This is a genomic window from Stenotrophomonas genospecies 3 (assembly GCF_054473855.1).
On the sequence record NZ_JBTMUR010000002.1, the window covers coordinates 270,675 to 292,004 of the forward strand.

Genomic DNA, 21,330 nt, shown 5'->3' on the forward strand with positions numbered 1-21,330 from the left:
CCGGATGGGACGGCGCGCAACCCACCCTCGGCGTGGCAATCAATCGCGGGCGCGCAGATGCAGGCTGCCGTCGGCGGCGGTATGCACCTGGACCGGCAGGATCTCCGGCAACAGCGCGACCGCCGTCTCGGCACGATCGGCATCGAACACACCCGACACCTGCAGCGGACCCAGTGCCGGGTCGTCCAGCACGATCGGACGGTCGTGATAGCGCTGCAGGATGCGCAGCACCTCGCTCAGTGGCATGCGGTCGAACTGCAGCCGGCCGGTGGTCCAGTCGGCCCGGTCCGGATCCACGGCTTCCGGAGGAGACAGCGACCCCGGCTGGGCCAGCAGGCGCTGCCCCGGTTTCAGCCGCTGCTCGGTGCCGCCGCCATCCACGCTGACACCGACCTCGCCGCGCCACAGCGTGACCTCGCTGAGATCGCCCTGGCGGTCAACATCGAACACCGTGCCGTAGTTGCGTACCTGTACCGGCCCGGCATCGACCTGGAAGCGGCGCCACGCCGAATGCTGCACCTCGAAGCGCGCATGGCCCTGCGCCAGCAGCACCTGCCGCGAACGCAGATGGCGACGGACCTGCAGGTGGGTTCCCGCGTCGAGCAGCACGCGGCTGCCGTCCGGCAGCTCGATGTCGCGGCGCTCGCCGACGGCGGTCTGGTAGTCACGCACCTGCCAGGCCGGGTCGGCCAGCAGCAGCGCGGCAGCCGCCAGCAACAGCACCGGCAGTACCCGTTTCGCGCCAGATCCGCCGCGCCGCCGCTGCAACTGCTCCGGGCCTGGCAACGGGAAACGCTCCTTCAGTGCCTCCCGGTGTTGGTCGAGCATGTCCTCGGCGGACGGTTCGGCGGGCGCCGACGGCGGTGCCGGATCGGGTGATACAGGACTCACCGCAGCGCACCGTGCAGCTGGCAGTCGGCCATGGCCAGGCGCAGATGACGTTCCACCGCCTTCAGGCCGATGCCCATCCGCTGCGCCACCTCGGCCTGGGGCAGCTCGTGGATCTTGTGCAGGATGAACACCTGCTGCCGCCGGCAGGGCATGCGCTCGATGCTGGTAGTCAGCCGCTGCAGCGCCTGCTGGCCCTGCGCCTGGCGCTCGGGTCCGGGGCGCTCACAGGCGCCTTCGGGAAGCTCGGCGCGGGGCTCCACCCAGTGCCGGCGCAGGTCCTCGGCGCGGCAGCGGTCGACCGCCGCATCGTGGGCGATCCTGCGCAGCAGCGCGATCGGTTGGCGGGCGTCATGCGCGGCCGGGCGTTCCAGCAGGCGCACACAGACATCGTGCACCACTTCGCGGGCCAGCCCGGGCGAGCGGAACCGGCGATGCAGGTAGTCCACCAGTTCCTCGTAGTGGCGCACCAGCGAGGTCACCAGCGGCAGCGCAGGTGGGCGGGGAAGTGTCGGCTGGGACATCCGGACGGGCAGCAAGGGTGAAAGGCGGGTGCCGGGAGGTCATCCCTGCGCAATGACGCAATACTAATGGGAACTGTTCTCGTTTGCCATGCCGCGATCATCAGGGCGATTGTTCGCCGCGCCTGGAAAGTGAATCCACGATCATCGGCTGGAGCGCAGAATCGGCCACGGCTAGCCTGCCTGCAGGCTCAAGGAGGTGGACCATGCATGTGCTTCTGGTGATGGTGGGTGGCGTCGTGCTGCTTGGGGTGTTCCTGCTGTTCGGGCGGCTGTGGAGCGTGGGCACCTCACAGCTGCCCACGGCCCTGATCGCGTTCATTGCCACCTGGCTGCTGGTGACGGTGGCCAACCTGTGGGTGGGCGTCAGCAGGGCCGGCTACGGGATACGCGAGGAGCTGCCGATCCTGCTGCTGGTGTTCGCGGTGCCGGCCCTGCTGGCCGGTCTGCTCTACTGGCGCCTGGCGCGCTGAAGGAAAGCCATGAGCACACGACTGCGATTGCCGGCCCTGCGCCAGCGCGATGGTCACCACGCACGGGTGACCTACGAAGAGCTGTTCTTCGACCTGGTCTACGTGTTCGCGGTCACCCAGCTCAGCCACCACCTGCTGCACCACCTGGATCTGGCCGGCGTGCTGCAGACCCTGGTGCTGTGGTTTGCGGTGTGGCTGGGCTGGCAGTACGCCTGCTGGGTCAGCAACTGGTTCGATCCGGAGGCACCGCGCATCCGTGGCCTGCTGTTTGCCACCATGCTGCTGGCCTTGTTGATGTCCTCGTCCATTCCCGAGGCGTTCGCTGACCGCGCCTGGGTGTTCGCCGGAGCCTACGCCACCATGCAGGTCGGGCGCACCGCCTTCGTGTTGCTCGAGGTCGGTCGCAGGCATCCACTGGCACCGAACTTCCGTCGCATGCTGGCCTGGGTGAGCGTGTCGGCCTGCTTCTGGCTGGCAGGTGCGGCATCCGAGGGCAATACGCGGTTGGCGCTGTGGGCGGTGGCGGTGGCCTGCGAATACGTCTCACCGATGTTCGGCTTCGCGTTCCCGGGGCTGGGCCGTTCGCACACCCGCGAGTGGACCATCGAAGGTGGGCACCTGGCCGAGCGCTGCCAGCTGTTCGTCATCGTCGCACTGGGCGAGACGTTGCTGGCCACCGGTGGCGTGCTCAGCGAGGTCGAACAGTGGAGTGGGGCGGTGGTGTCCGCAGTGCTCGCCACCTTCGCCGGTACGATCGCCATGTGGTGGCTGTACTTCGGCATCTCCAGCCGCGATGCCACCGAGGCCATCAGCCATGCTGAAGACCCCGGGCGGATGGGCGCCAACTTCCACTACGTGCATGCGCTGCTGATCGCCGGGATCATCGCTACGGCGGTGGGCAATGACCTGGTCATGGACCACCCGCACGCTGCGGTGACGCCGGTGTATGCGGCCGTGCTGGTGGCCGGCCCGTTGATCTACCTGCTGGGCAGCGCGCTGTACAAGCGGGTGGTGTACGGGCGCGCACCGTACTCGCATCTGATCGGTGCAGTGGCACTGGGTGTGATGGGTTTCGTATTGCCGCAGACCCATCTGCTGACCGCTGGCTGGTTGACCAGCGCGGTGCTGCTGGCGGTGGGATTGATGGATACGCGGTTGAAGCACCGCCTGCAACGGGCGTGATCTTGTCCGGTATCCAGCCTGTGCCGGGTAGAGTCGACTGTTGGTCGACTGCTCTTACACAAGGTTGTGGAAAATCCAGCGCTGCGCGCGATAGTCGACTGACAGTCGACGCTACCGCCGCCCTCTACCGCCTGAGGTGGCCTGGCCGAGCGCGGCGGCCATTGCCGCAAGCTTGCCGACCGTGTTGAGGTTGCGGGCGGTGCCTTGCTGGGCATAGGGAATCCGCAGGCGTGAGTCGGCCATGCCGTCGCCATAGTGGACGAAGATCTCGCGGGTACCCAGCGCCAGCTGCTCATCGCGCAGGCCGGTCACCCCGGCCAAGGGATCAGTGGGCAGTGCCTCATCCACGAACAGCGCGACCACGCGATTGCCGGCGGCATGCGGAAACGGATTGCCGGCGGCAACCGCTGCGATCTCGGCTGCCGAGCGCACCAGTACACCCACCGGTTTTCCTGCATAGGCCTGCAGCCGTTGGCCAAGGGCTTTCCGCACGCCGGCTTCGTCAAGTCCGCTGCGGAACACCACGTTGCCGCTGGCGATATAGGTGCGCACGTCGGTGAAGCCGGCGTCTTCGCACATCGCCACCAGTTCAACCATCGGCAGCTTGCCGGTACCTCCGACATTGACTGCTCGCAGCAGTGCGACATGCACGCTCATGGGGAACCTGCCTGCAGGCGGTCGTACATCCGCACCAGGTCGACCAGCGTACGCGCCCCCATCTTGCGCATCACCTGCGCGCGGCGCACTTTCACCGTGATCTCGCTGACGCCGAGATCGCCGGCGATCTGCTTGTTGAGGCGGCCACGCACCACACCGTCGACCACCTCGCGCTCGCCGGCGTTGAGGGTGTTCCAGCGCTGCTGCAGGGCATCGAGTGCCTCGCCGTCACGGCGGCGCTGGCGGTCGATCTCGATGCCTTTGTGGATCGCATCCAGCAGTTCCTGGTCACGGAACGGCTTGGTCAGGAACTCGATGGCGCCGTCCTTGATCGCATTGACACCCATCGCGATGTCGCCGTGGCCGGTGATGAACACCACCGGCAGCTGCAGGCCGTGGCTGCCCATCGTGCGATGGAACTCCAGCCCGCTCTGGCCCGGCATGCGTACGTCCAGCACCAGGCAGGCCGGCGCATCTTCCAGCTCATGTTCGAGGAACGCCTGGGTGGAGGCGAAGGCCCGCACCTGCAGACCCATCGAGGCCAGCAGGTCTTCCAACGCGGCGCGCACCGACGGATCGTCGTCGATCACGTAGACGATGGGCGCTGGATCGGCGGCGGGTGCAGCGGGCTTACGCATGAGGGCGTTCCGTGGCGATGGGCAGGTCGAACACAAAGCAGGCGCCGCCACCTGCCGGCCGCTCAGCGCGGATCTGGCCGTCGTTGGCCTCGATCATCGAACGGCTCAGGCTGAGACCGAGACCCAGCCCGTGTGATTTGGTGGTCCAGAACGCATCGAACACACGCTCAGGATGGTCGATTGGCAAGCCGACACCGCGGTCACGCACACTGAGGCTGATCCGCTGTCCGTCGCGTTGGGTCAACAGGGACAGGCGTCGATCGGCAGCCGGCACTGCTTCCATCGCGTCCACCGCATTGAGGATCAGGTTGCCGATCACCTGCTGCACCTGCACGCGATCGGCTTGCACCAGCGGCAGGTCGGCATCGAGCAGCAGGGCCACGGCCACGCCGTGCTGGTCCAGCTCGCTGCGCGACAGCGCCAGCATTTCCTCCACCGCCTGGTTCAGGTCAAACGCGCGTCGTTCCGGTGCAGCACCCTGGGTCAGGCCGCGGATACGGGCGATCACGTCACCGGCGCGGTGCGCGTCGGCCAGGATGCGGGCCACGGTCTGCCGTGCCTTGTCCACGTTCGGTGGGTCCTGTGCCAGCCAGCGCTGGCAGGCTTCGGCGCTGCTGGCGATGGCCGCCAGCGGCTGGTTCACTTCATGTGCGATGGAGGTGGTCAGCTCGCCCACGGTCGATGCGCGCGCCACTCGCAGCAGGCGGCCCTGTGCCTCCTGCACTGCGGCTTTGGCCGCTTCCATCTTCAACGCCAGGTAGGTGGTGATGCCGATCACCAGCATGCCGATCACCGAATTGACCAGGCCGATGCGGTAGGTGCCGAAGCGGGTGAGGAAGAAGCTCAGGGCGGTGAGTGCGATGCAGGCGATGGCCAGGCTGATCAGCCCGCGCGCGGCGAGTACGCGCGATGCCGCGAGGATGACCGCTGCGTAGAAGCAGGCCGCCGCCACGGCGTAATCGGTGACGGTATCGATCAGGAAGATCGCCGCCATCACGACGATCAGGGCCAGCAGCACCAGCGGGCGGCGGGGCGACAGCGATGGCATCGGAACGGCTCCCGGGCGTGGGGGGAAAGGATAGCAAAGCTGCCTCTGGCAGGTGCCGACCGTGCTTGGCGTGCTCCTGTGCGGTCGGCACCCACCAAAGCGATGCCTGGTAGTGCCGGCCGCTGGCCGGCAGCTGCAGGATCGTCCCGGAGTTCATGAGGTTGCCGGCCAGCGGCCGGCACTACCCGGGTCTGTGCCGACCAAGGTCGGCACCTACCAAGCGGTGCACGATGTTGCCGGCCAGCGGCCGGCACTACTCCTCCAGGCTGGCGTTCCAGAACCCCTGCAGCACGCCGGGGGTGGTCGCCAGCGTGGCCAGTACCGCATCCAGTTCACCGGCATCCACCGTGGTGGCATACAGAACCGCCTCGATCTCCACGTCGCGTTCGCCGAATGGGCGCTGGTCCACCGCGCGCACCGGGTAGTGCGCCTGTTCCAGCAGCAGCAACAGCTGATCCAGCACCTCGGCCTGCTGCTCGCGCTGGCAGACCACGTTGATCGCATAGGTTGCTTCGCTGAACGCCTCCGGCAGCGGCTGCCGCTGGATGCGGTTCACCACCGGCCGCAGCAGGGTATTGGCGGCCAGCACGAACACGGCCGCCAGCACCGCCTCCGGCAGCAGCTTGATACCCGCGCAGGCACCCACCGCCGCCGAGCCCCACAGGGTGGCGGCGGTATTGAGGCCAGACACCTGGGCGCCGTCCTTCATGATCGCACCGGCACCGAGGAAGCCCACACCGGAGATCACATAGGCCACCACGTGCAGTGGCGACGGCGGACCGCCGTACAGGTCGTGGAAGCGCACGGCCAGGTCCACGAACACTGCCGCGCCCACCGCCACCAGGGTATTGGTGCGCAGACCGGCGGTGCGTTGGCGCAGCTGCCGCTCCAGGCCGATGACGGTGCCAAGCACGAACGCCACCGACAGGCTGATCAGCGAGCTCAGGGTTGCGCCGGCGGTGAACGCCGGCAGGTTCGGATTGATGTCCATTGTGTTTCTCCCTGGACCAGGCGGCGGGCGCTTACTGCCAGCCGTAGCGACGGATGTAGATCTTCTTCAGCACGGTGGTCAGCACCGCGTAGCCGAACAGGATCGCCACCAGGAACGGCCAGTAGCCGGTCGGCAGGGCCTGCAGCTTGAAGTAACCCGCCAGCGGGCTCATCGGCAGGGCCACGCCGATGGCCATGATCAGGCCGGTCATCACCAGCAGCGGCGGCGCGGCGATGCTCTGCAGGAACGGCACCTTCGGTGTACGGATCATGTGCACGATCAGGGTCTGGGTCAGCAGACCGACCACGAACCAGCCGGACTGGAACAGGCCCTGGTCGGCCGGTGTGCGCGCATCGAACACGTACCACATCAGCGCGAAGCAGCTCAGGTCGAAGATCGAGCTGATCGGTCCGAAGAACACCATGAAGCGCCCAATGTCTGCCGGGTTCCACTTCAGCGGCTTGCGCACCAGCTCCTCGTCCACGTTGTCGAACGGAATGGCGATCTGCGAGAAGTCGTACAGCAGGTTCTGCACCAGCAGCTGCAGTGGCAGCATCGGCAGGAACGGCAGGAAGGCCGAGGCCACCAGCACCGAGAACACGTTGCCGAAGTTGGAGCTGGCGGTCATGCGGATGTACTTCAGCATGTTGTTGAACGTGCGCCGGCCCTGGATGACACCTTCCTCCAGCACCATCAGGTTCTTTTCCAGCAGGATGATGTCGGCGGCCTCCTTGGCGATGTCCACCGCGCTGTCCACGCTGATGCCGATGTCGGCCGCGCGCAGCGCCGGTGCATCGTTGATGCCGTCGCCGAGGAAACCGACCACCTTGCCCTGTGCGCGTAGCTGGCGTACCAGGCGCTCCTTGTGTAGTGGTGTCAATCGGGCAAACACACGGTGATGGTGCAACGCCCGCGACAGCGCGCCGTCATCCATGCGCTCGATCTGCGGGCCGGTCAGGATGGTGTCCGCGTCCAGCCCCACCTGTGCGCAGACACGGGCGGTCACCAGTTCGTTGTCGCCAGTGAAGACCTTGACCTCGACACCGTGTGCGGTCAGCGCCTGCAGCGCCTGCGCAGCAGACTCCTTCGGCGGGTCCAGGAAGGCCACGTAGCCGACCAGGGTCAGCCCACATTCGTCGGCCTGCGAATAGGTGGTCTGGCTGGCAGCGGTCTCCTTCATCGCCACCGCCACCACGCGCAGGCCCTGTTCGTTCAGTTCCTCGGTGGTCTGCCGCACGCGGGCCAGGCGGTGCTCGTCCAGTGGCATGTCCTGGCCGTTCTCGCGAACGGTACTGCATACCGCCAGCATTTCTTCCACCGCGCCCTTGCAGATCAGCTCGTGGTGGTCCTCGCGCTCGGACACCACCACCGACATGCGGCGGCGCTCGAAGTCGAACGGAATCTCGTCCACCTTGTGGTAGTCCTGCGACAGCCGCAGCGAGCTCTGCAGCTCCACGTGTTCCAGCACCGCGCGGTCCAGGAGGTTGATCAGCCCGGTCTGGAAGTGGCTGTTGAGGTAGGCGAACTTCAGTACGTCTTCCGAATCGTGGCCGAACACATCGGTGTGGCGCTCCAGCGCGATCCTGTCCTGGGTGAGCGTGCCGGTCTTGTCGGTGCACAGCACTTCCATGGCGCCGAAGTTCTGGATCGCATCCAGACGCTTGACGATCACCTTGCGCCGCGACAGCAGTACCGCACCCTTGGCCAGGGTGGAGGTGACGATCATCGGCAGCATCTCCGGCGTCAGGCCCACCGCCACCGACAGCGCGAACAGAAACGCCTCGGTCCAGTCACCCTTGGTCCAGCCGTTGATCAGCAGCACGAACGGCACCATCACCAGCGCGAAGCGGATCAGCAGCCAGCTGACACTGTTGACGCCGGCCTGGAATGCGGTCGGCGCACGGTCGGTGGCGGTGCTGCGCTGGGCCAACGTGCCGAAGTAGGTGCGGTTGCCGGTGGCCAGCACCACGGCGGTGGCCGTTCCGGACACCACATTGGTGCCCATGAACAGCAGGTTGTGCTGTTCCAGCAGGCCGGCCAGGCCGTCGCCCGGGTGCGCGAACTTTTCCACTGGCAGCGATTCGCCGGTCATCGCGGCCTGGGCGACGAACAGGTCCTTGGCGGTCAGTACGCGGCAATCGGCCGGAATCATGTCGCCGGCCGACAGCACGATGTGGTCGCCGGGCACCAGCTCGCGGATCGGCAGGTCCAGCAGGCGTGCCGGGCGACGGCTGTGCAGGTGCGCGCCGAAGTACTGGTCGGCCACATCGGCGGCCTCGGTGCCGGGATTGCGGCGCAGCACGCGCGCAGTGTTGCCGACCAGTGCCTTCAGCCGCTCGGCGGCACGGTTCGAACGCCCCTCCTGTACGAAGCGGATCAGCGTGGACAGCAATACCATCGCACCAATCACCACGGTGGCCTTGATGTCCTCGGTCAGCCAGGACACCGCCGCCAGCACGGTCAGCAGCAGGTTGAACGGATTGCGGTAGCACTGCCACAGGTGCCGCCACCACGGCAGCGGCTTTTGGTGATCCACCTCGTTGGGGCCGAGCGTGGCCAGTCGTTCCTCGGCCTCATGCGGGCTGAGGCCATCGGCATGCGACTCCAGTGTGATCAGCAGTTCGGCTTCCTCCTGCTGGGCGAGGGTGACCAGGCCGGTGGTGAGCGCGAACGGCGCGGCCTCGGCGCTGCCCGGACCGAAGCCGGCTTCGGGCATCGCACGGCGGCGGAACAGGTTGCCTGCGCGACGGCTGCGCAGGAAGGCATTGAACCAGGCGTTGAGCAGGCTCATGGGACTCTCCTCGAATGTCAGAGCCGGCCGCGGCCGGAACACGAACGGAACGGTTGGAACAGGTCAGGCGTGGCGCATCGCCAGCACCGCCGGCGACCACGGCTGCATGTGCAGGCGCTGGCTGCCACCGATGCACAGCGGCTTCATCGCATCGCGCAGCGGGTAGGGCAGGTGGCGCAGCACATTGATGCGCTCGCTGATCGGCAGCAGCGACATCGCGTCGGCCACCACGCGTGGCGAGCCGAGCGACAGCGAACGGGCGAACATGACCGGGCCGTGCTGCAGCAGCTGGCTGCGCAGCGCGGCAACATCGCGCTCACCAATCAGGCGGCGCAGGGTGATGTAGAGGATCTTGTAGGACATGGGGGCGATCTCCAGGCAGGCGGCACCTGGCGATCCCCCGTCACTCAGGCAGGCAGGGACCGGCGGGCAGGCGCCAGGAACAGGCAACAGGCGGGCATACGGGGCGCGGTGCGCCCGGCAGGGTCGGGGTCCATCTGCGTCTCCATGAGGGGAGGGAGCCAGCCAGGGTTGCCCTGGCCAGTGGCGCTATTGTCCGCCCCTGAATGGGGTAGTCCTAGAGGCTCGTGGGTTAGCCCGGCTATACCTTGGTATAGCCAGACCCCGCGAAGTGCCAAGGCGCGGATCAATGGGCGGCCGGCGTGGTCTGCTTGCAGACGTCATATTCGGCGGATGTGAGCGTCTTGTCGCGATCGGTATCACAGGCGTGCAGGCGCTCGGCCCAGTCGGGTGCCACGGCATCCACTTCGGCCAGGGTGACGATGCCGTCCTTGTCCTTGTCCAGCGACTCATAGGACGGAATCAGCTTCACTTCGGTTACGTCCTCGGCCGCGGTGGCCTTGCTGGCTTCCTGGGCCTTGGAGCACGCACCGAGCAGCAGGCCCGCGCAAAGGGTGAGGGCGACGGGAAGATAGCGGACCTCGGTCATGACAGGCTCCAGAAGTAGAGGTGCGGGCCACCGTTGTGGTGGCCACGGCCGGATCTTCTGCGCGGGACTGTAAGCCGGTTGCGAAGAATGCAGGTAAGCGTGCAGGCAAGTTGGTTGCCGTTCACCGCGTGCGTGCAGGTCCTGCAGACCAGGAGCGGCAGACTAAGAATGTTTTCAAACGAGTAGGACATGTTTGATTTTTGCAACTTCTTGTATGTCGAGGTTGTGACGCCGCCGTGAAAATTCGCGCTCGCCTTTCCCCGCGGGCTCGCGATGCATCGTCTTCTCACTTTGATTCTGTTGGTCATTCTGTCTGGTAGCGCGCACGCATCCACCCCACAGATCAACGTCGGCGTACTGTTCGACTATCTTCAACCCACGCACAGCAACCTTCTCAAGCGCATCCGCAATACCGGCGACGCCACGGCCTATGTGCGCGTAGAAGTCACCCAGATGCACTTCGATGCAGACGGCAAGGCCAGCGAAACGCCGGTGGATACCACCGCGCTTGTCCGCAACACGCCGGATGCGCAAGGGGTCATCGCCAGTCCCAGCCGCCTGATCATCGCAGGCAATGGACAGCAGGCTACACGCCTGGTGTATCGCGGTGCGCGTGACCAGGAGCGCTACTACCGGTTGCGCTTCATCCCGGTGGCGCCGACAGCCGAGGAATTCTCGCTCAGCGAAGAGCAGGCCCGGGAGGCAGCGGAGCTCACTTCGGCCATCCGCGTATTCACCGGCTACGGCACGATCTTCTTCGTCGCGCCGGAGAACCCGCACTACGACACGCTCATCGAACAACAGCAGGTGCGCAATCGCGGCAATGCCACCGTGGTGCTGGACAATCTGCGCCAGTGCGAGCGGAACCACCCCGATACCTGCACGCCGGGAATCATCGCCCATGTACGCCCCGGCAACAGCTACGCGCTGCAGGCCGCCGAGCATCAGTACCTGCGTTTCGAGCTTCGCGAAGGCGACAGCCAGCGCAGCATCGACTCGCGCCGTTAAGCCCGCTTCCACCGATGGTTTTGTCCCGAACGGGCCTGTCAGGCGCCCGCTGGGACGGCGTTGCCCTTGCCTGGCACCTTGATTCCTACCCTTGAACCTGGAGTGCATCCATGTCCCTGAAGACCACCCTGCTGGCAGCGGCCACCGCCCTGCTGATCACCCCGGCCGTTGCCCTGGCCGCTACCGAAACCAAGTCCATCACTATCAATGTCACCGCCGACGTACCGAACAGCGCCGGCCTGCAGGTGTCCACCCCCGATGGTTGGGAAGGCCTGCCGCAGAACCTGCCGTGGGATACCGCGCGCCAGACCCTGAGCGATCTGACCGGCCGCGTCATCAACATCAAGTCGCCGGCGGCGATCAGTGCCTATCTGTCGGCACCGGCGCAGATGGCATCGGCCGCCGATGTGGTCGACCTGGCAGTGAAGTTGGACAACGTGGTGGTGCCGCCCACCTCGGCCGCGAAGATCGAAGTGGCCAATGCCACCCAGGCGGCCGCCGGCAAGTCACTGGCCTTCGCCATTGCCCCGACCGCGCCGAGCGGTGGCTACAAGCAGGGCAGCTACGGCGGCCAGTTCCACATGATCTTCGAGAGCGACATCTGACGATCATGCAGCTTCGTGCCCTTCCTGCCGCATCGCCGATGCAGCGGGAGGGCACGGGCATCCGCCCATGAAACGACCCCTCCGTCCCGCATCTCCGGCCCTTGCGCGATTGGCTGCTGGCATCGGCGCCGTGGTGTTTGCCGCGTCCAGCCATGCCGCCGGTCTTGCGCTGGGTGAGCTGCCCAGCCTGCTGGAGCAGCGCGAGCGCATGCCTGCGGAGTTCCGCGAGCATCTGTTCGGCAATCCGCTCACCGTGCGGGTGGAGCTGGACGGTCGCTACCTGGGGGACGCCGAGGTGCTGCTGCACGAAGACAATCGTGTGCAGCTGATCGGCTTTGGCGAAGCCCATGACAGCCCGCTTCCGCAGACGGAGCGGACGCGCTGGGTCGAGGCGCTGGCCGAGCCGATGGCGCTGGGCGTGTGCAGCCAGCAATGCCGGGGCCTGGCTGCGCTGCATTACAGCCTGTCCAATTCCCTGCTCAGCCTGCTGACTCAAGCAGGTGCGCACAAGGAAGGTCGCCACGTGGCGCTGCCGGAGCGCGGCAGCCATGGACTGATCGTCCGCAACAGCGTGGCCGTACATGGCGGCCAGGAGCAACAGACGTCCGCACGCTACAGCGCCGAGCTGCGTGGCAGTGTTGGCCGCTGGAGCACTGTCGGCAGCTACCAGTATTACGCCCAGCCGGGCAGCCGCGAGCACTATCTCAGTGCCCTGTATACCCAACGCGAGCTGGGCGACCACTTCGTGCGTGCGGGCTACTTCCTGCCCACCTTCGAAGGCATCATCCGCCAGCCGCGCGCACCCGGCACGCAGAACGATACTGCGCTGGGCTTCATGCTCGGCTCGTCGGACGTACTGCTGGCCGACAGGCGCAGCCCCAGTGTGTACCCGGTCTATGTCACTGCCAGCCGCGAAGGCGTGGTGGAGATCCTGCGCGACGGCAACCTGCTGTCCACGCAGGCCGTCAAGCCGGGCATCCAGGAGATCGACACCCGCCGTCTTCCCGGTGGCATCTACGACGTGGAACTGCGGGTCATCGAGGATGGCCACGAGGCCTCGCGTGAGACCGCGTCGATCCACAAGCCCAGTCGCTGGAGCGACCCCACACGCCGATGGCGCTACAGCGTGTTCGCCGGCCAACAGCGTGGCCTGCTCGATAGCGGTCGTGCACTGCAGGAGGGCAGGCTGGTCGCGGGTGCGGTGGTCAATTACCTGGTGCACCCGCGGGCGGTGGCCGGTGCCACCGTGCAGCAGATCGGCACGCGCCGCGCGGCGGGGCTGTCGATGGACTGGCAGGCCAGCGACCGCTTCAGCACCTACACCAATGTCTACACCTCCAGTGATGCCGGGCGCGGCGTCGACCTGCAGGGGTTGTACCGCTACCGCGCCGGGTCGGTAGTGGCCAACCATGCTCGCAGCTGGGCCGAGCAGCGCCAGCGCGTCCTGCCCGGTGACGGCTCCGCACCGCGTTGGGTAACCCGCGGGAGCTGGCAGGACACAACTGCCGTGTCGATCACCCATCGCTTGAGTCATCGCGACAACGCCAGCGTGCGGGTAGCGCGCAGCTCGGGCTTCACCAAAGGCAACGGCATCGATGTGTCTTATGGCCGTCGCGAGACCGTGTTTGGCAAGCACGATGTGAACTGGCGGGTCTCGGCCTACGATCGCCCTGGCGGCCGCTTCACCCGCTACCGCCGCCAGCGAGGTGTCGACCTGACGGTCAGCGTATCGCTGGGCAGCGAGCGTCGCAGCTACAGCGGCAGCCTGGGCAGCCGCACTGGCGAAGCCGGCCAGCGCGACACCTATGTCAGCGCGGCGGCGACACAGCGCGTGGATGGCAAGCTTGTGCAGAGCGTGAACGGCATGATCAGCGCCGAGCGCGGCGGCGTTGGCGCAGGCGCCGGTGCCTACCTGCAGAGTTCGCGGCTGGAAGGTGATGTGCAGCTGTACCGTGGCGCGGGCTCGGGCCACGTCAGTGGGAGCACCAATCTGGACAGCACGCTTGTGATCGGCGGTGGCCATGCCGCGGTGCTTGGTCAAGGCCGCAGTGGCAGCGTGGATACCGGCATCATCGTCGACGTGCGCAGCGACTACCCCGACGTGATGCTGCGCGGCGACGACAGCCGGGGCGGAGGCGTGGAACTGAAGTCCGGGCGCAACTTCGTGCCGGTGACTGCCTACCGCGCGGGCCACGTGCAGTTCGACTTCCAGGGCCGGTACGCACCCGCTGCTGCGTTGCAGCCGTCCACGGTCAGCTACCACCTCAACAAAGGTGGCGTGATGCACGCCACCGTGGATGTACTTCGCACCATCACCGTGATGGGCCAGGTGCTCGATGCGGATGGCGACGGCGTGCGCGGTGTGCAGGTGATCAACCACGCCGGGCGCAGCGTCAGCCAGGAGGAAGGCTTCTTCACGCTGGAGCTGAGTGCACGGGCGCCGGTGGTGGAGCTGCGCTACCCGAACCTGGTCAGTTGCGTGCTGACGATGGAAGAGGGACGGTATCCGCGCGAGAGCGATGTGCTGATGGTGGGCAGCTTGGGCTGTCCTGCAGCGGTGGTCTCGCGTGGGCAGGTGGGGCCGCGAATCGTAGGAGGGAGGGAATGAAACTGCTTCGACTGTGTTTCGCGCTGCTGATGTTTCTGGTCTCAGGACCCGCCTTGGCGCAAGTCGCTGAGGTGAAGGTGACCGGGCGATTCAGGCCGAGTGCGCTGAATCCCGGAAACAGCGAATTCGAGAACACGACCCCGAGGGGCAGCTTCTGCAACTGGAGACCTGAAGAATGTGACAAGAAAGGAGCCTACATCTTCAACGTCGGAGGCGGTGAATTCTGGAGAAAATCCGGCGATGGGGACAATGCCTCGCGTCGTGACACGACATACGTGCGTTTCCCAAATCCACGCATCATAAACTTGACCGAAGTAGCTACAGGACGTTCATTCCCAGCCAAGATCAGCTTCGCGGCTATCGCGCTCCGACTTGACTTTACCAATGGCGTGGACCCCTGGTACTACGGAATCAGCGGTGGCTGCACGGCAATTCGCGGTGGTGGTGGGCTCGGCTGGTCAAACGGCGGTTGGGGCGTGAGAGATCCTTCGGAACCGAAGGAATGCTTCAGCAACAGGCCTCGAAACTCGCGAACCTACAGGTATCGCAATGTTGGCATTGGCATCGAGGTGGAGTTGCCACGTGCGACCACGTTGTTGAATGGACGCTATGAGGCTTCCGAGAGTTGGTCGACAGGTGGTTTGGACGCCGATATCGACCTCGGTGACAACATCACTGGCACCAGCAGCATCCGAATGAACTTCGTGTTCGACGTGATTCATGACTTTGAGGTGATGTTCTCCAGCGAGTCTCCCACCGCACGACTTGTGCCTGATGGAGGCTGGTCTCAATGGATCGACTACGGTCTGGTGCCGAGACGATTGCATCAGGAGCTCCCTTTCAACCTGACCTCGTCGATGGACTTCAGCATGAAGCTGCGATGTGAGTATGAGGTAGATGATCGTTGCGGGATTCAGAATGCCGCCAATGATGAGCTGGTACCGGTGGACGTTGACGTCACCATTCCGGGAATGAGCAATGTGCGCGATGGACGGCCTGCGCAGAACACAGCGCTACTGCCGGATGATGCGCGGGCGCCACGCTTCACCCCGGATGGCTATCTGATGCAGCGGCGTTCGACGCTTCGATTTACCGCGGGCCGCGAGGCGGTGACGGAGATGCTGAAGTCGCCCGGCTCGCATTGGCAGGGCAACATGACGGTGGTGTTCGATGCCAATCCGTGACAGGTGGGCAGAGCGCTGGGATGCCGGCCAGCGGCCGGCACTACCTCGTGCCTTCAGAAACGGTCGGCGAACGCATCCGTGGCGCGCACCAGCGCATCCACCGTCGCAGGCTCGTTCGCGCTGTGGCCGGAGGTCACCATCTCCAGCGTGGCCTCCGGCCAGGCCTTGGCCAGGTCCCAGGCGCTGCGCGGCGGGCAGATGATGTCGTAGCGGCCCTGCACGATCACGCCGGGGAGATGGCGAATGCGATCGATGTCGCGCAGCAGCTGGTCCGGTTCCAGGAAGATGCCGTTGCGGAAGTAGTGCGCTTCGATGCGGGCCTTGGCCAGCGTATCCAGCGGGTCATCCGTGGACACGGCATCCACGTCGTGCTGCAGGGTCGCTGCATTGTCTTCCCAGCCCAGCCAGGCCTGCGCGGCCGCGATGCGGGTGGCCTCATCGGCGCTGTCCAGGCGTGCCCAGTAGGCCGCGAGCATGTCACCGCGCTCGACCTCCGGGATATAGGCCTCGTAGCGGTCCCAGCGTTCCGGGAAGATCCAGCGTGCACCGCCGTTGGCCTCGGCGAACCAGCGGTTCTCCATCTCGCGGCCAAGGAACACGCCACGCACGATCAGGCCGGTGGCACGCTCTGGGTGCGCCTGCGCGTACGCCAATGACAGGGTCGAACCCCAGGAGCCGCCGTAAACCAGCCAGCGCTCGATGCCCAGGTGCTCGCGCACCTTCTCGATGTCGGCCACCAGGTCCTGCGTGGTGTTGTCGCGCAGCTCGCCGAACGGAATGGAGCGACCGCTGCCACGTTGGTCGATCAGCACGATGCGATAGCGCGCCGGGTCGAAGAAGCGGCGGTGGGTGGGCGAGATACCGGCGCCGGGGCCGCCATGCAGGTACACCACCGGGATGCCCTCGGGCCTGCCGCACTCTTCGATATGCAGAGTGTGCAGATCGCTCACCGGCAGGGTGAACTCGCGGTAGGGCTCGATGGCGGGGTAGAGGGTGCGCATGGGGCGTGTCTCACAAGCAGGGGCGGCCAGCATAGCGCCGCCGCCCGCTGCCTGCAGTGGCACATGCTTTCGCGGTGCTGGAAATGGGCTGGCCGATGCGCATAAGCTTCCGCGATGCAAGCGACCACGACAGGGATGTCCACGCCCGACCCCAGCCTCAGCAGCGGCGCACGCGAGCTGCTGAAATGGATCGCACTGCTGACCATGACCGGCGACCACGCGGCAAAAGTGGTCTACGGCGGCTACCTGCCGGTCATAAGCGAACTGGGGCGCATCGCGTTCCCGCTGTTCGCGCTGGTGATGGCCTGCAACCTCGCCCAGCCGGGGGCGGACCTGCGCAAGTCGATCCGTCGCCTGGCCGTATGGGGCGTCATCGCACAGCCGCTGCACGCATGGGCCTTCGGCGACTGGCTGCCGCTCAACATCCTGCTCACCTTTGCTTTTGCCGCAGTGGCCGTGCATGCGCTGGCGAACAATCGGCCGGCGCAGCTGCTGCTGGCCGCCGGCGTGCTGCCGATGTTCGTGGATTACCAGTGGGCCGGTGTCGGCAGCGTGCTGCTGGCCTGGATCGCGTTCCGGCACCGGGCGTGGTGGCTGTTGCTGGTTGGGCTTGCAGCGGTGTGCTGGGCCAACCACAACGGCTGGGCATTGCTGGCCGTTCCGGTGGTGCTGTTGGCGGCGCGGGTGCCGTGGCAACTGCCGCGCTGGCGGTGGGCGTTCTACGGGTACTACGTGGGCCATCTGGCGGTGCTGGCGTTGATTGCCCATCTGCTTACGTAATGTCGGAACTGGCATGTGGCATGTCCTGAATGCCGGATGCGGTCAAGGAATGCGCGGTGCCGATGCGGGTGAAGCATGCCGCCACCGGCATGGTGCAAGTTATTGAATTTTCGGCGCGATTGTCGATATGCGACAATGCTGCCACTGCGTGAACGTTGCTGTCTTTGCACTTGGGTTGTTGGCGCCTGCCACCCTGTTGTGCACATGATGAGTTGCCATCGACAAAGGATGGCCGGGGGCTGGAATCCCCGTTGGTTGTGTTGTTCGCGCTTGTCAGCCGGCGTCGCCTTGTGCGGCGCCGGCTGACAACCCGTCCGCGCCTTATGGCGGGCGGTGCGTGGAGGTGCGCGCAAGCGTGCCTACCGGACTGTCTTCACGCAACCACCGGATTCCAGCCACGCACCGTCCGCCGCCTTTGTTAAGGGCGGTGGTCCCGCATGCCTTGCACGGAGACCTGCCATGAACGCATCGGAGTTCCCCCATCAGCGCGCCCCGGCCAATGCCGATGAAGGGCACGACATCCCGCCCGATCCCAACAACCTGACGGCCCTGCTGCATCGCATCGGGCTGGGCGCGGCTTCTGACGGCCAGCCCTGGCCCGAGCGCCATCAACTGCCGGGCCGATGCATGGCATTGGCCGATGCCGATGGTGCGCTGGCCGGGCTGCGCATCGTGCAGGAAATCCTTCTGGCGGCCGAACGCGCCCGCCAGAATGGCGGCCCGGAACACTACGTCGGCGACCGCGTGATGGAAGGGTTGAAGCTGGCCGCGCTGGCATTGGCCAGTCATGCCATCTATCGCCTGCATCCGGAATGAAAGGGTAGGCCGAGGTTCAGTAGATCCACGCCATGCGTGGATGCTTTTGGCGGATCAACATGGCGGCAGCCAGGCATGGCCTGGCTCTACTGATGAAGCGAGTCGAGCATGGCTCGACTCTACAGGTGATGCATGTCTGGCGCGGAGGCCGCCCGGTTCAGAAATCCATCGTGGCCGACAACAACACCGTCCTCGGTGCGCCCAGCGCCAGGCTGGAAAGCAACGGCATGCCCCAGTACGCCTTGTTGGTCACGTTGTTCACGCTGGCGCGCAAGGAAAGTGGTCGTCCGGCCATCGTGGTGTTGTAACGCGCACCCACATCAAACAACGTGCGCCCCGGCACAGACAGGCTGTTGTCGGCACTGATGTACTGCTTCGACATCGCGGTGGCATTGCCGGTCAAGGTGAGGCCCTGCAAGGTCGGCACATCCCATTCCACACCCAGCTTGGCCTGCCGTTGCGCTACGGCAGTGGCGATGCGCCCCTCATTCACACCGCCTGCTGTGCGGGTCAGCTTCGGCTCTACATAGGCCACGCCACCGAGGAGGCGCACGCCATCCAGTGGTGAGCCGAAGAAGCCCCATTCCACGCCACGGTTCCGCTGTTCGCCACCGAACGAGAAGATATTCGTGACCGGGTCGGTGTAGCTGCTCGGGCGCTTGATCTCGTACACGCTGAACGTGTGCGCGAAGCTGCCGAGGTCCAGCTTCAGACCCAGCTCCTTCTGCTTGGTGCGGAAGGGTGCGAACACATCGCCGGCATTGGCGGCGGTCATCGGCGCGGTGGCGCCCTGGCTGAGGCCTTCGATGTAGTTGGTGTAGAGGGAGACCGTGTCGGTGGCCTTCACCAGCAGGGCCGCTGCCGGCGTAGTGGCGCTCTCGTCGTAGCGTGAGGTGCGTGCACCGCTGGCGACATTGAAGGTCTCGCTGACCACCTGCTGGCGGCGCACGCCTACGGTCAACTGCACGCGGTCCTCGGCGAAGGACAGGGTATCGGCGAAGCCGAGGCTGTCCAGCCGCAGCTCGGTGTGCGAGATATGCGGTGCCACGAACGGCGCCGCCGGGCCCCACACCGGGTTGTACAGGTTCGTGGTCCAGTCCCAGCCCGGCACGCTGCGGCGGCCGTAGTCGTTCTGGGTGTGCTGGTAATGGGTCACGTTGGCAGCCCACTGGTGGCCGACGCTGCCGGTACGGAAGCTGCCGCGCAGGCCAGCGTCACCGGACTGCTTCTTGATGTCGAACGCCAGCTGGCCGATCACGGTAGTGAAGTCACCGGCCGGGTTGAGGATCTGCGCACTGATCGAACCGTTGTAGCGGTAGTCGGTCTTGCTGGTGCCGTAGGCCAGGTAGGCCATCAGGTGTTCGTTGATGTCCAGCTCGCCACGCAGCATCGCGCCCTTGTCCTGGCTGTCCACGTAGGCCCAATCCGGGTTGATCAGGGTGTCGCCACGCGGCGGTCGCGGAATCGCCACGCCCGGTGCCAGACCGACGCCACGCGCCGGGCCGTCCACGCGGTCGTCGGCGCTGTAAAGATCGGCCGACAGCCGCGCACGTTCGCCGCGCCAGTCCAATGCCAGCGAACCTAGCTGTACCTTCTTGCTCTGCTTGCCCACGGCGCCATCACCATCACGGTACGCGCCGTTGAAGCGGATGCCGAACTGCTTGTCGGCGCCCAGGCGGCGGCCCACATCCACATGGGTGCCGAACTGCGCATCGGAGGCGAAGTTGGCACTGACGCGTAGCAGCGGCTGATCGCCGGCACGCTTGGGCACCAGGTTGACGCTGCCACCGACCGAGCCGCCCGGCGGCATGCCGTTGAGCAGAGCGGACGGGCCCTTCAGCACCTCGATGCGCTCGAACATTTCCGGCGAGGTGCGGTAGTACGGCGCCATGCCGTTGAGGCCGTTGAAGGTGGTATCGCTGGTGCTGGAGGCGAAGCCGCGGATGGCGTAGTTCTCGCTCCAGGCGCCGGTGACGCCGTTGCTGAACACCGTGGGGTCGGTGGCGGCAATGACGTCGGTGAGGTCCTTGGCCTGACGGTCGCGGATGAAGGCTTCGGTGTAGCTGACCGTACTGAACGGCGTGTCCATGAAGTCCTTGTCGCCAAGCAGGCCGACGCGGCTGCCGGCGGCCACCTGGCCGCCCGCATAGTCTGCAGTGACCCGGCGCTGTTCCTGCACCTGCACAGAGGGCAGGGTGGATGGTGCGGAGTCGGCCAGCGCGGCAGACGATGCCAGCAGCCCCAGCGCGAGGGCCGACACCCGGTAGCGCCGGGCCATCGGCGGATGCGGATGCACGCGGGTCGCGGCGGCCGCTGCACGCTGCAGCGGGGAGGAAAGGTGGTACACGGTCATGCCAGGTTCCTGTGAATCGCAGGTGCGAGCGCGCCTGGCGCGCTGCCGACGGCAAGCACGGGGGAGGGCGCGGCGCAGGGTTGTCGGCTGGGTGGGGACCTGGCGGGAAGTGAGCCATGGGCTCGATTGCGGACGGCGGCGGGGTTGCGAACCACACGCATTCCGAATTAGTTGAGTAAATTAAACTAAACCATATGAAGCGGACAAGAGGGTCCCTTTGCTGGCACCCTCACTACGGTATGAACATGCACCCTGAAACCCCGGCGTCGGCCCGTGGCCGTCCGCCCACCATCACCCCCGATCGCTTGGCCGACATCGGCATCACGTTGGGCCTGCCGAACCTGACCATGGCCAACGTGGCCGCCGAACTGGCGGTGACCCAGGCCGCGCTCTACAAGCGTGTGGCCAACCTGGAGGCCTTGAAGCGTCTGGTGGCCGATACGGTGTTCCAGCGCTGGCAGATTCCGCGCGCGTCGGCCGATGCACCGGGCGGGCTGCAGGCTTACCTGCTGGGGTTCGTGGAATCGCTGTGCGAGGTGGTGAAAGCGCACCCCGGACTACCGCCGTACCTGTTGCGCCGTTCGGTGGCAACCACGCCGATGCTGGAGAAGATCGCCTCGCACCAAGCCCATGTGGCCGAGGTGTTCGGCCTGCCGCTGGACAAGGCGCGCTGGCTGCTGGCCACGATTGCTTTCTACTGCATTGCCGGTGCGGACACGGTCTACGGGATTGCCGACGACGAAGAGGGCCAGGTGATCACCGAGTTCAAGCAGGGCATGCGTGCGCTGGTGATCGGTTCGCTGGAGGTGTTGGAACTTCGGTAGATCCACGCCATGC

At 66.1% G+C, this 21,330-nt stretch carries 20 protein-coding genes; 9 read left to right on the forward strand and 11 right to left on the reverse strand.

Translation table 11 applies throughout. The features are described 5' to 3' along the window. Window positions 1–39 precede the first annotated feature (39 nt). Window positions 40–891 (reverse strand): FecR family protein, encoded by an 852-nt coding sequence (locus ACX9OT_RS03620; RefSeq protein ID WP_189721137.1) that lies wholly within the window; start codon window positions 889–891, stop codon window positions 40–42. Beyond that, a complete protein-coding gene (locus ACX9OT_RS03625; RefSeq protein ID WP_107433398.1) occupies window positions 888–1,412 on the reverse strand; it encodes an RNA polymerase sigma factor in 525 nt (174 codons plus the stop codon). Before ACX9OT_RS03625 ends, ACX9OT_RS03620 begins: the two co-directional genes overlap by 4 nt. A 203-nt stretch (window positions 1,413–1,615) precedes the next feature. Between ACX9OT_RS03625 and ACX9OT_RS03630 the strand changes: the two genes are divergently transcribed. Next, a complete protein-coding gene (locus ACX9OT_RS03630; protein ID WP_458074712.1) occupies window positions 1,616–1,882 on the forward strand; it encodes a hypothetical protein in 267 nt (88 codons plus the stop codon). Between the two features lie 9 nt (window positions 1,883–1,891). Beyond that, window positions 1,892–3,064: a low temperature requirement protein A gene (locus tag ACX9OT_RS03635; protein WP_189721140.1), complete on the forward strand. Its 1,173-nt coding sequence runs from the start codon at window positions 1,892–1,894 to the stop codon at window positions 3,062–3,064. Between the two features lie 111 nt (window positions 3,065–3,175). On the opposite strand, the gene ACX9OT_RS03640 is transcribed toward ACX9OT_RS03635, so the two are convergent. The 7 genes from ACX9OT_RS03640 to ACX9OT_RS03670 form a co-directional block, all read right to left on the reverse strand. Then, the gene (locus tag ACX9OT_RS03640; protein ID WP_459000971.1) at window positions 3,176–3,721 is read right to left on the reverse strand and encodes a DUF1697 domain-containing protein; all 546 of its coding nucleotides are present in this window, start codon (window positions 3,719–3,721) and stop codon (window positions 3,176–3,178) included. After that, window positions 3,718–4,359 carry a response regulator transcription factor gene (locus ACX9OT_RS03645; protein ID WP_049462638.1) on the reverse strand — a complete coding sequence of 214 codons (642 nt, stop codon included), beginning with the start codon at window positions 4,357–4,359 and terminating at the stop codon, window positions 3,718–3,720. The genes ACX9OT_RS03640 and ACX9OT_RS03645 overlap by 4 nt, the downstream gene beginning before the upstream one ends. Then, window positions 4,352–5,407, reverse strand: a complete 1,056-nt coding sequence (locus tag ACX9OT_RS03650) for a sensor histidine kinase (protein WP_329810007.1) — start codon at window positions 5,405–5,407, stop codon at window positions 4,352–4,354. Before ACX9OT_RS03650 ends, ACX9OT_RS03645 begins: the two co-directional genes overlap by 8 nt. 253 nt (window positions 5,408–5,660) lie before the next feature. Next, window positions 5,661–6,398, reverse strand: coding sequence for an MgtC/SapB family protein (locus ACX9OT_RS03655; RefSeq protein WP_459000974.1), 738 nt, complete (start codon window positions 6,396–6,398; stop codon window positions 5,661–5,663). 31 nt (window positions 6,399–6,429) lie between these two features. Next, window positions 6,430–9,189, reverse strand: coding sequence for a magnesium-translocating P-type ATPase (gene mgtA / locus ACX9OT_RS03660; RefSeq protein ID WP_459000976.1), 2,760 nt, complete (start codon window positions 9,187–9,189; stop codon window positions 6,430–6,432). A 63-nt stretch (window positions 9,190–9,252) separates the two neighbouring features. Beyond that, on the reverse strand, window positions 9,253–9,552 hold the full coding sequence (locus ACX9OT_RS03665; RefSeq protein ID WP_459000977.1) for a hypothetical protein: 300 nt from the start codon (window positions 9,550–9,552) through the stop codon (window positions 9,253–9,255). A 283-nt stretch (window positions 9,553–9,835) separates the two neighbouring features. Next, window positions 9,836–10,138, reverse strand: coding sequence for an EF-hand domain-containing protein (locus ACX9OT_RS03670; RefSeq protein ID WP_459000978.1), 303 nt, complete (start codon window positions 10,136–10,138; stop codon window positions 9,836–9,838). Between the two features lie 300 nt (window positions 10,139–10,438). Between ACX9OT_RS03670 and ACX9OT_RS03675 the strand changes: the two genes are divergently transcribed. The 4 genes from ACX9OT_RS03675 (at window position 10,439) to ACX9OT_RS03690 (ending at window position 15,543) form a co-directional block, all read left to right on the forward strand. Then, the gene (locus ACX9OT_RS03675; protein WP_240792068.1) at window positions 10,439–11,146 is read left to right on the forward strand and encodes a CS1 fimbrial subunit B flags: Precursor; all 708 of its coding nucleotides are present in this window, start codon (window positions 10,439–10,441) and stop codon (window positions 11,144–11,146) included. A gap of 110 nt (window positions 11,147–11,256) precedes the next feature. Then, entirely contained in the window at window positions 11,257–11,751 is a 495-nt protein-coding gene (locus tag ACX9OT_RS03680) for a CS1 type fimbrial major subunit (protein ID WP_071229608.1), read from the forward strand. A gap of 67 nt (window positions 11,752–11,818) precedes the next feature. Next, on the forward strand, window positions 11,819–14,359 hold the full coding sequence (locus ACX9OT_RS03685; protein WP_459000980.1) for a TcfC E-set like domain-containing protein: 2,541 nt from the start codon (window positions 11,819–11,821) through the stop codon (window positions 14,357–14,359). Next, on the forward strand, window positions 14,356–15,543 hold the full coding sequence (locus ACX9OT_RS03690; protein WP_459000981.1) for a hypothetical protein: 1,188 nt from the start codon (window positions 14,356–14,358) through the stop codon (window positions 15,541–15,543). Before ACX9OT_RS03685 ends, ACX9OT_RS03690 begins: the two co-directional genes overlap by 4 nt. Before the next feature lie 53 nt (window positions 15,544–15,596). Here ACX9OT_RS03690 and pip read toward each other — a convergent pair whose 3' ends face one another. Further along, window positions 15,597–16,544: a prolyl aminopeptidase gene (gene pip / locus ACX9OT_RS03695; RefSeq protein WP_459000982.1), complete on the reverse strand. Its 948-nt coding sequence runs from the start codon at window positions 16,542–16,544 to the stop codon at window positions 15,597–15,599. 114 nt (window positions 16,545–16,658) lie between these two features. On the opposite strand from pip, the gene ACX9OT_RS03700 reads away from it, so the two are divergent. Together ACX9OT_RS03700 and ACX9OT_RS03705 are read left to right on the forward strand one after the other, a co-directional pair. Next, window positions 16,659–17,324, forward strand: coding sequence for a TraX family protein (locus ACX9OT_RS03700; protein ID WP_071229604.1), 666 nt, complete (start codon window positions 16,659–16,661; stop codon window positions 17,322–17,324). Between the two features lie 459 nt (window positions 17,325–17,783). After that, window positions 17,784–18,140 (forward strand): hypothetical protein, encoded by a 357-nt coding sequence (locus ACX9OT_RS03705; RefSeq protein WP_459000984.1) that lies wholly within the window; start codon window positions 17,784–17,786, stop codon window positions 18,138–18,140. A gap of 157 nt (window positions 18,141–18,297) precedes the next feature. Here the strand turns inward: ACX9OT_RS03705 and ACX9OT_RS03710 are convergent, their stop codons facing one another. Further along, on the reverse strand, window positions 18,298–20,493 hold the full coding sequence (locus ACX9OT_RS03710) for a TonB-dependent receptor (RefSeq protein WP_459000986.1): 2,196 nt from the start codon (window positions 20,491–20,493) through the stop codon (window positions 18,298–18,300). Between the two features lie 239 nt (window positions 20,494–20,732). Here ACX9OT_RS03710 and ACX9OT_RS03715 point away from each other — a divergent pair, with 239 nt between their 5' ends. Next, a complete protein-coding gene (locus ACX9OT_RS03715; RefSeq protein WP_106468148.1) occupies window positions 20,733–21,317 on the forward strand; it encodes a TetR/AcrR family transcriptional regulator in 585 nt (194 codons plus the stop codon). Window positions 21,318–21,330 lie beyond the last annotated feature (13 nt).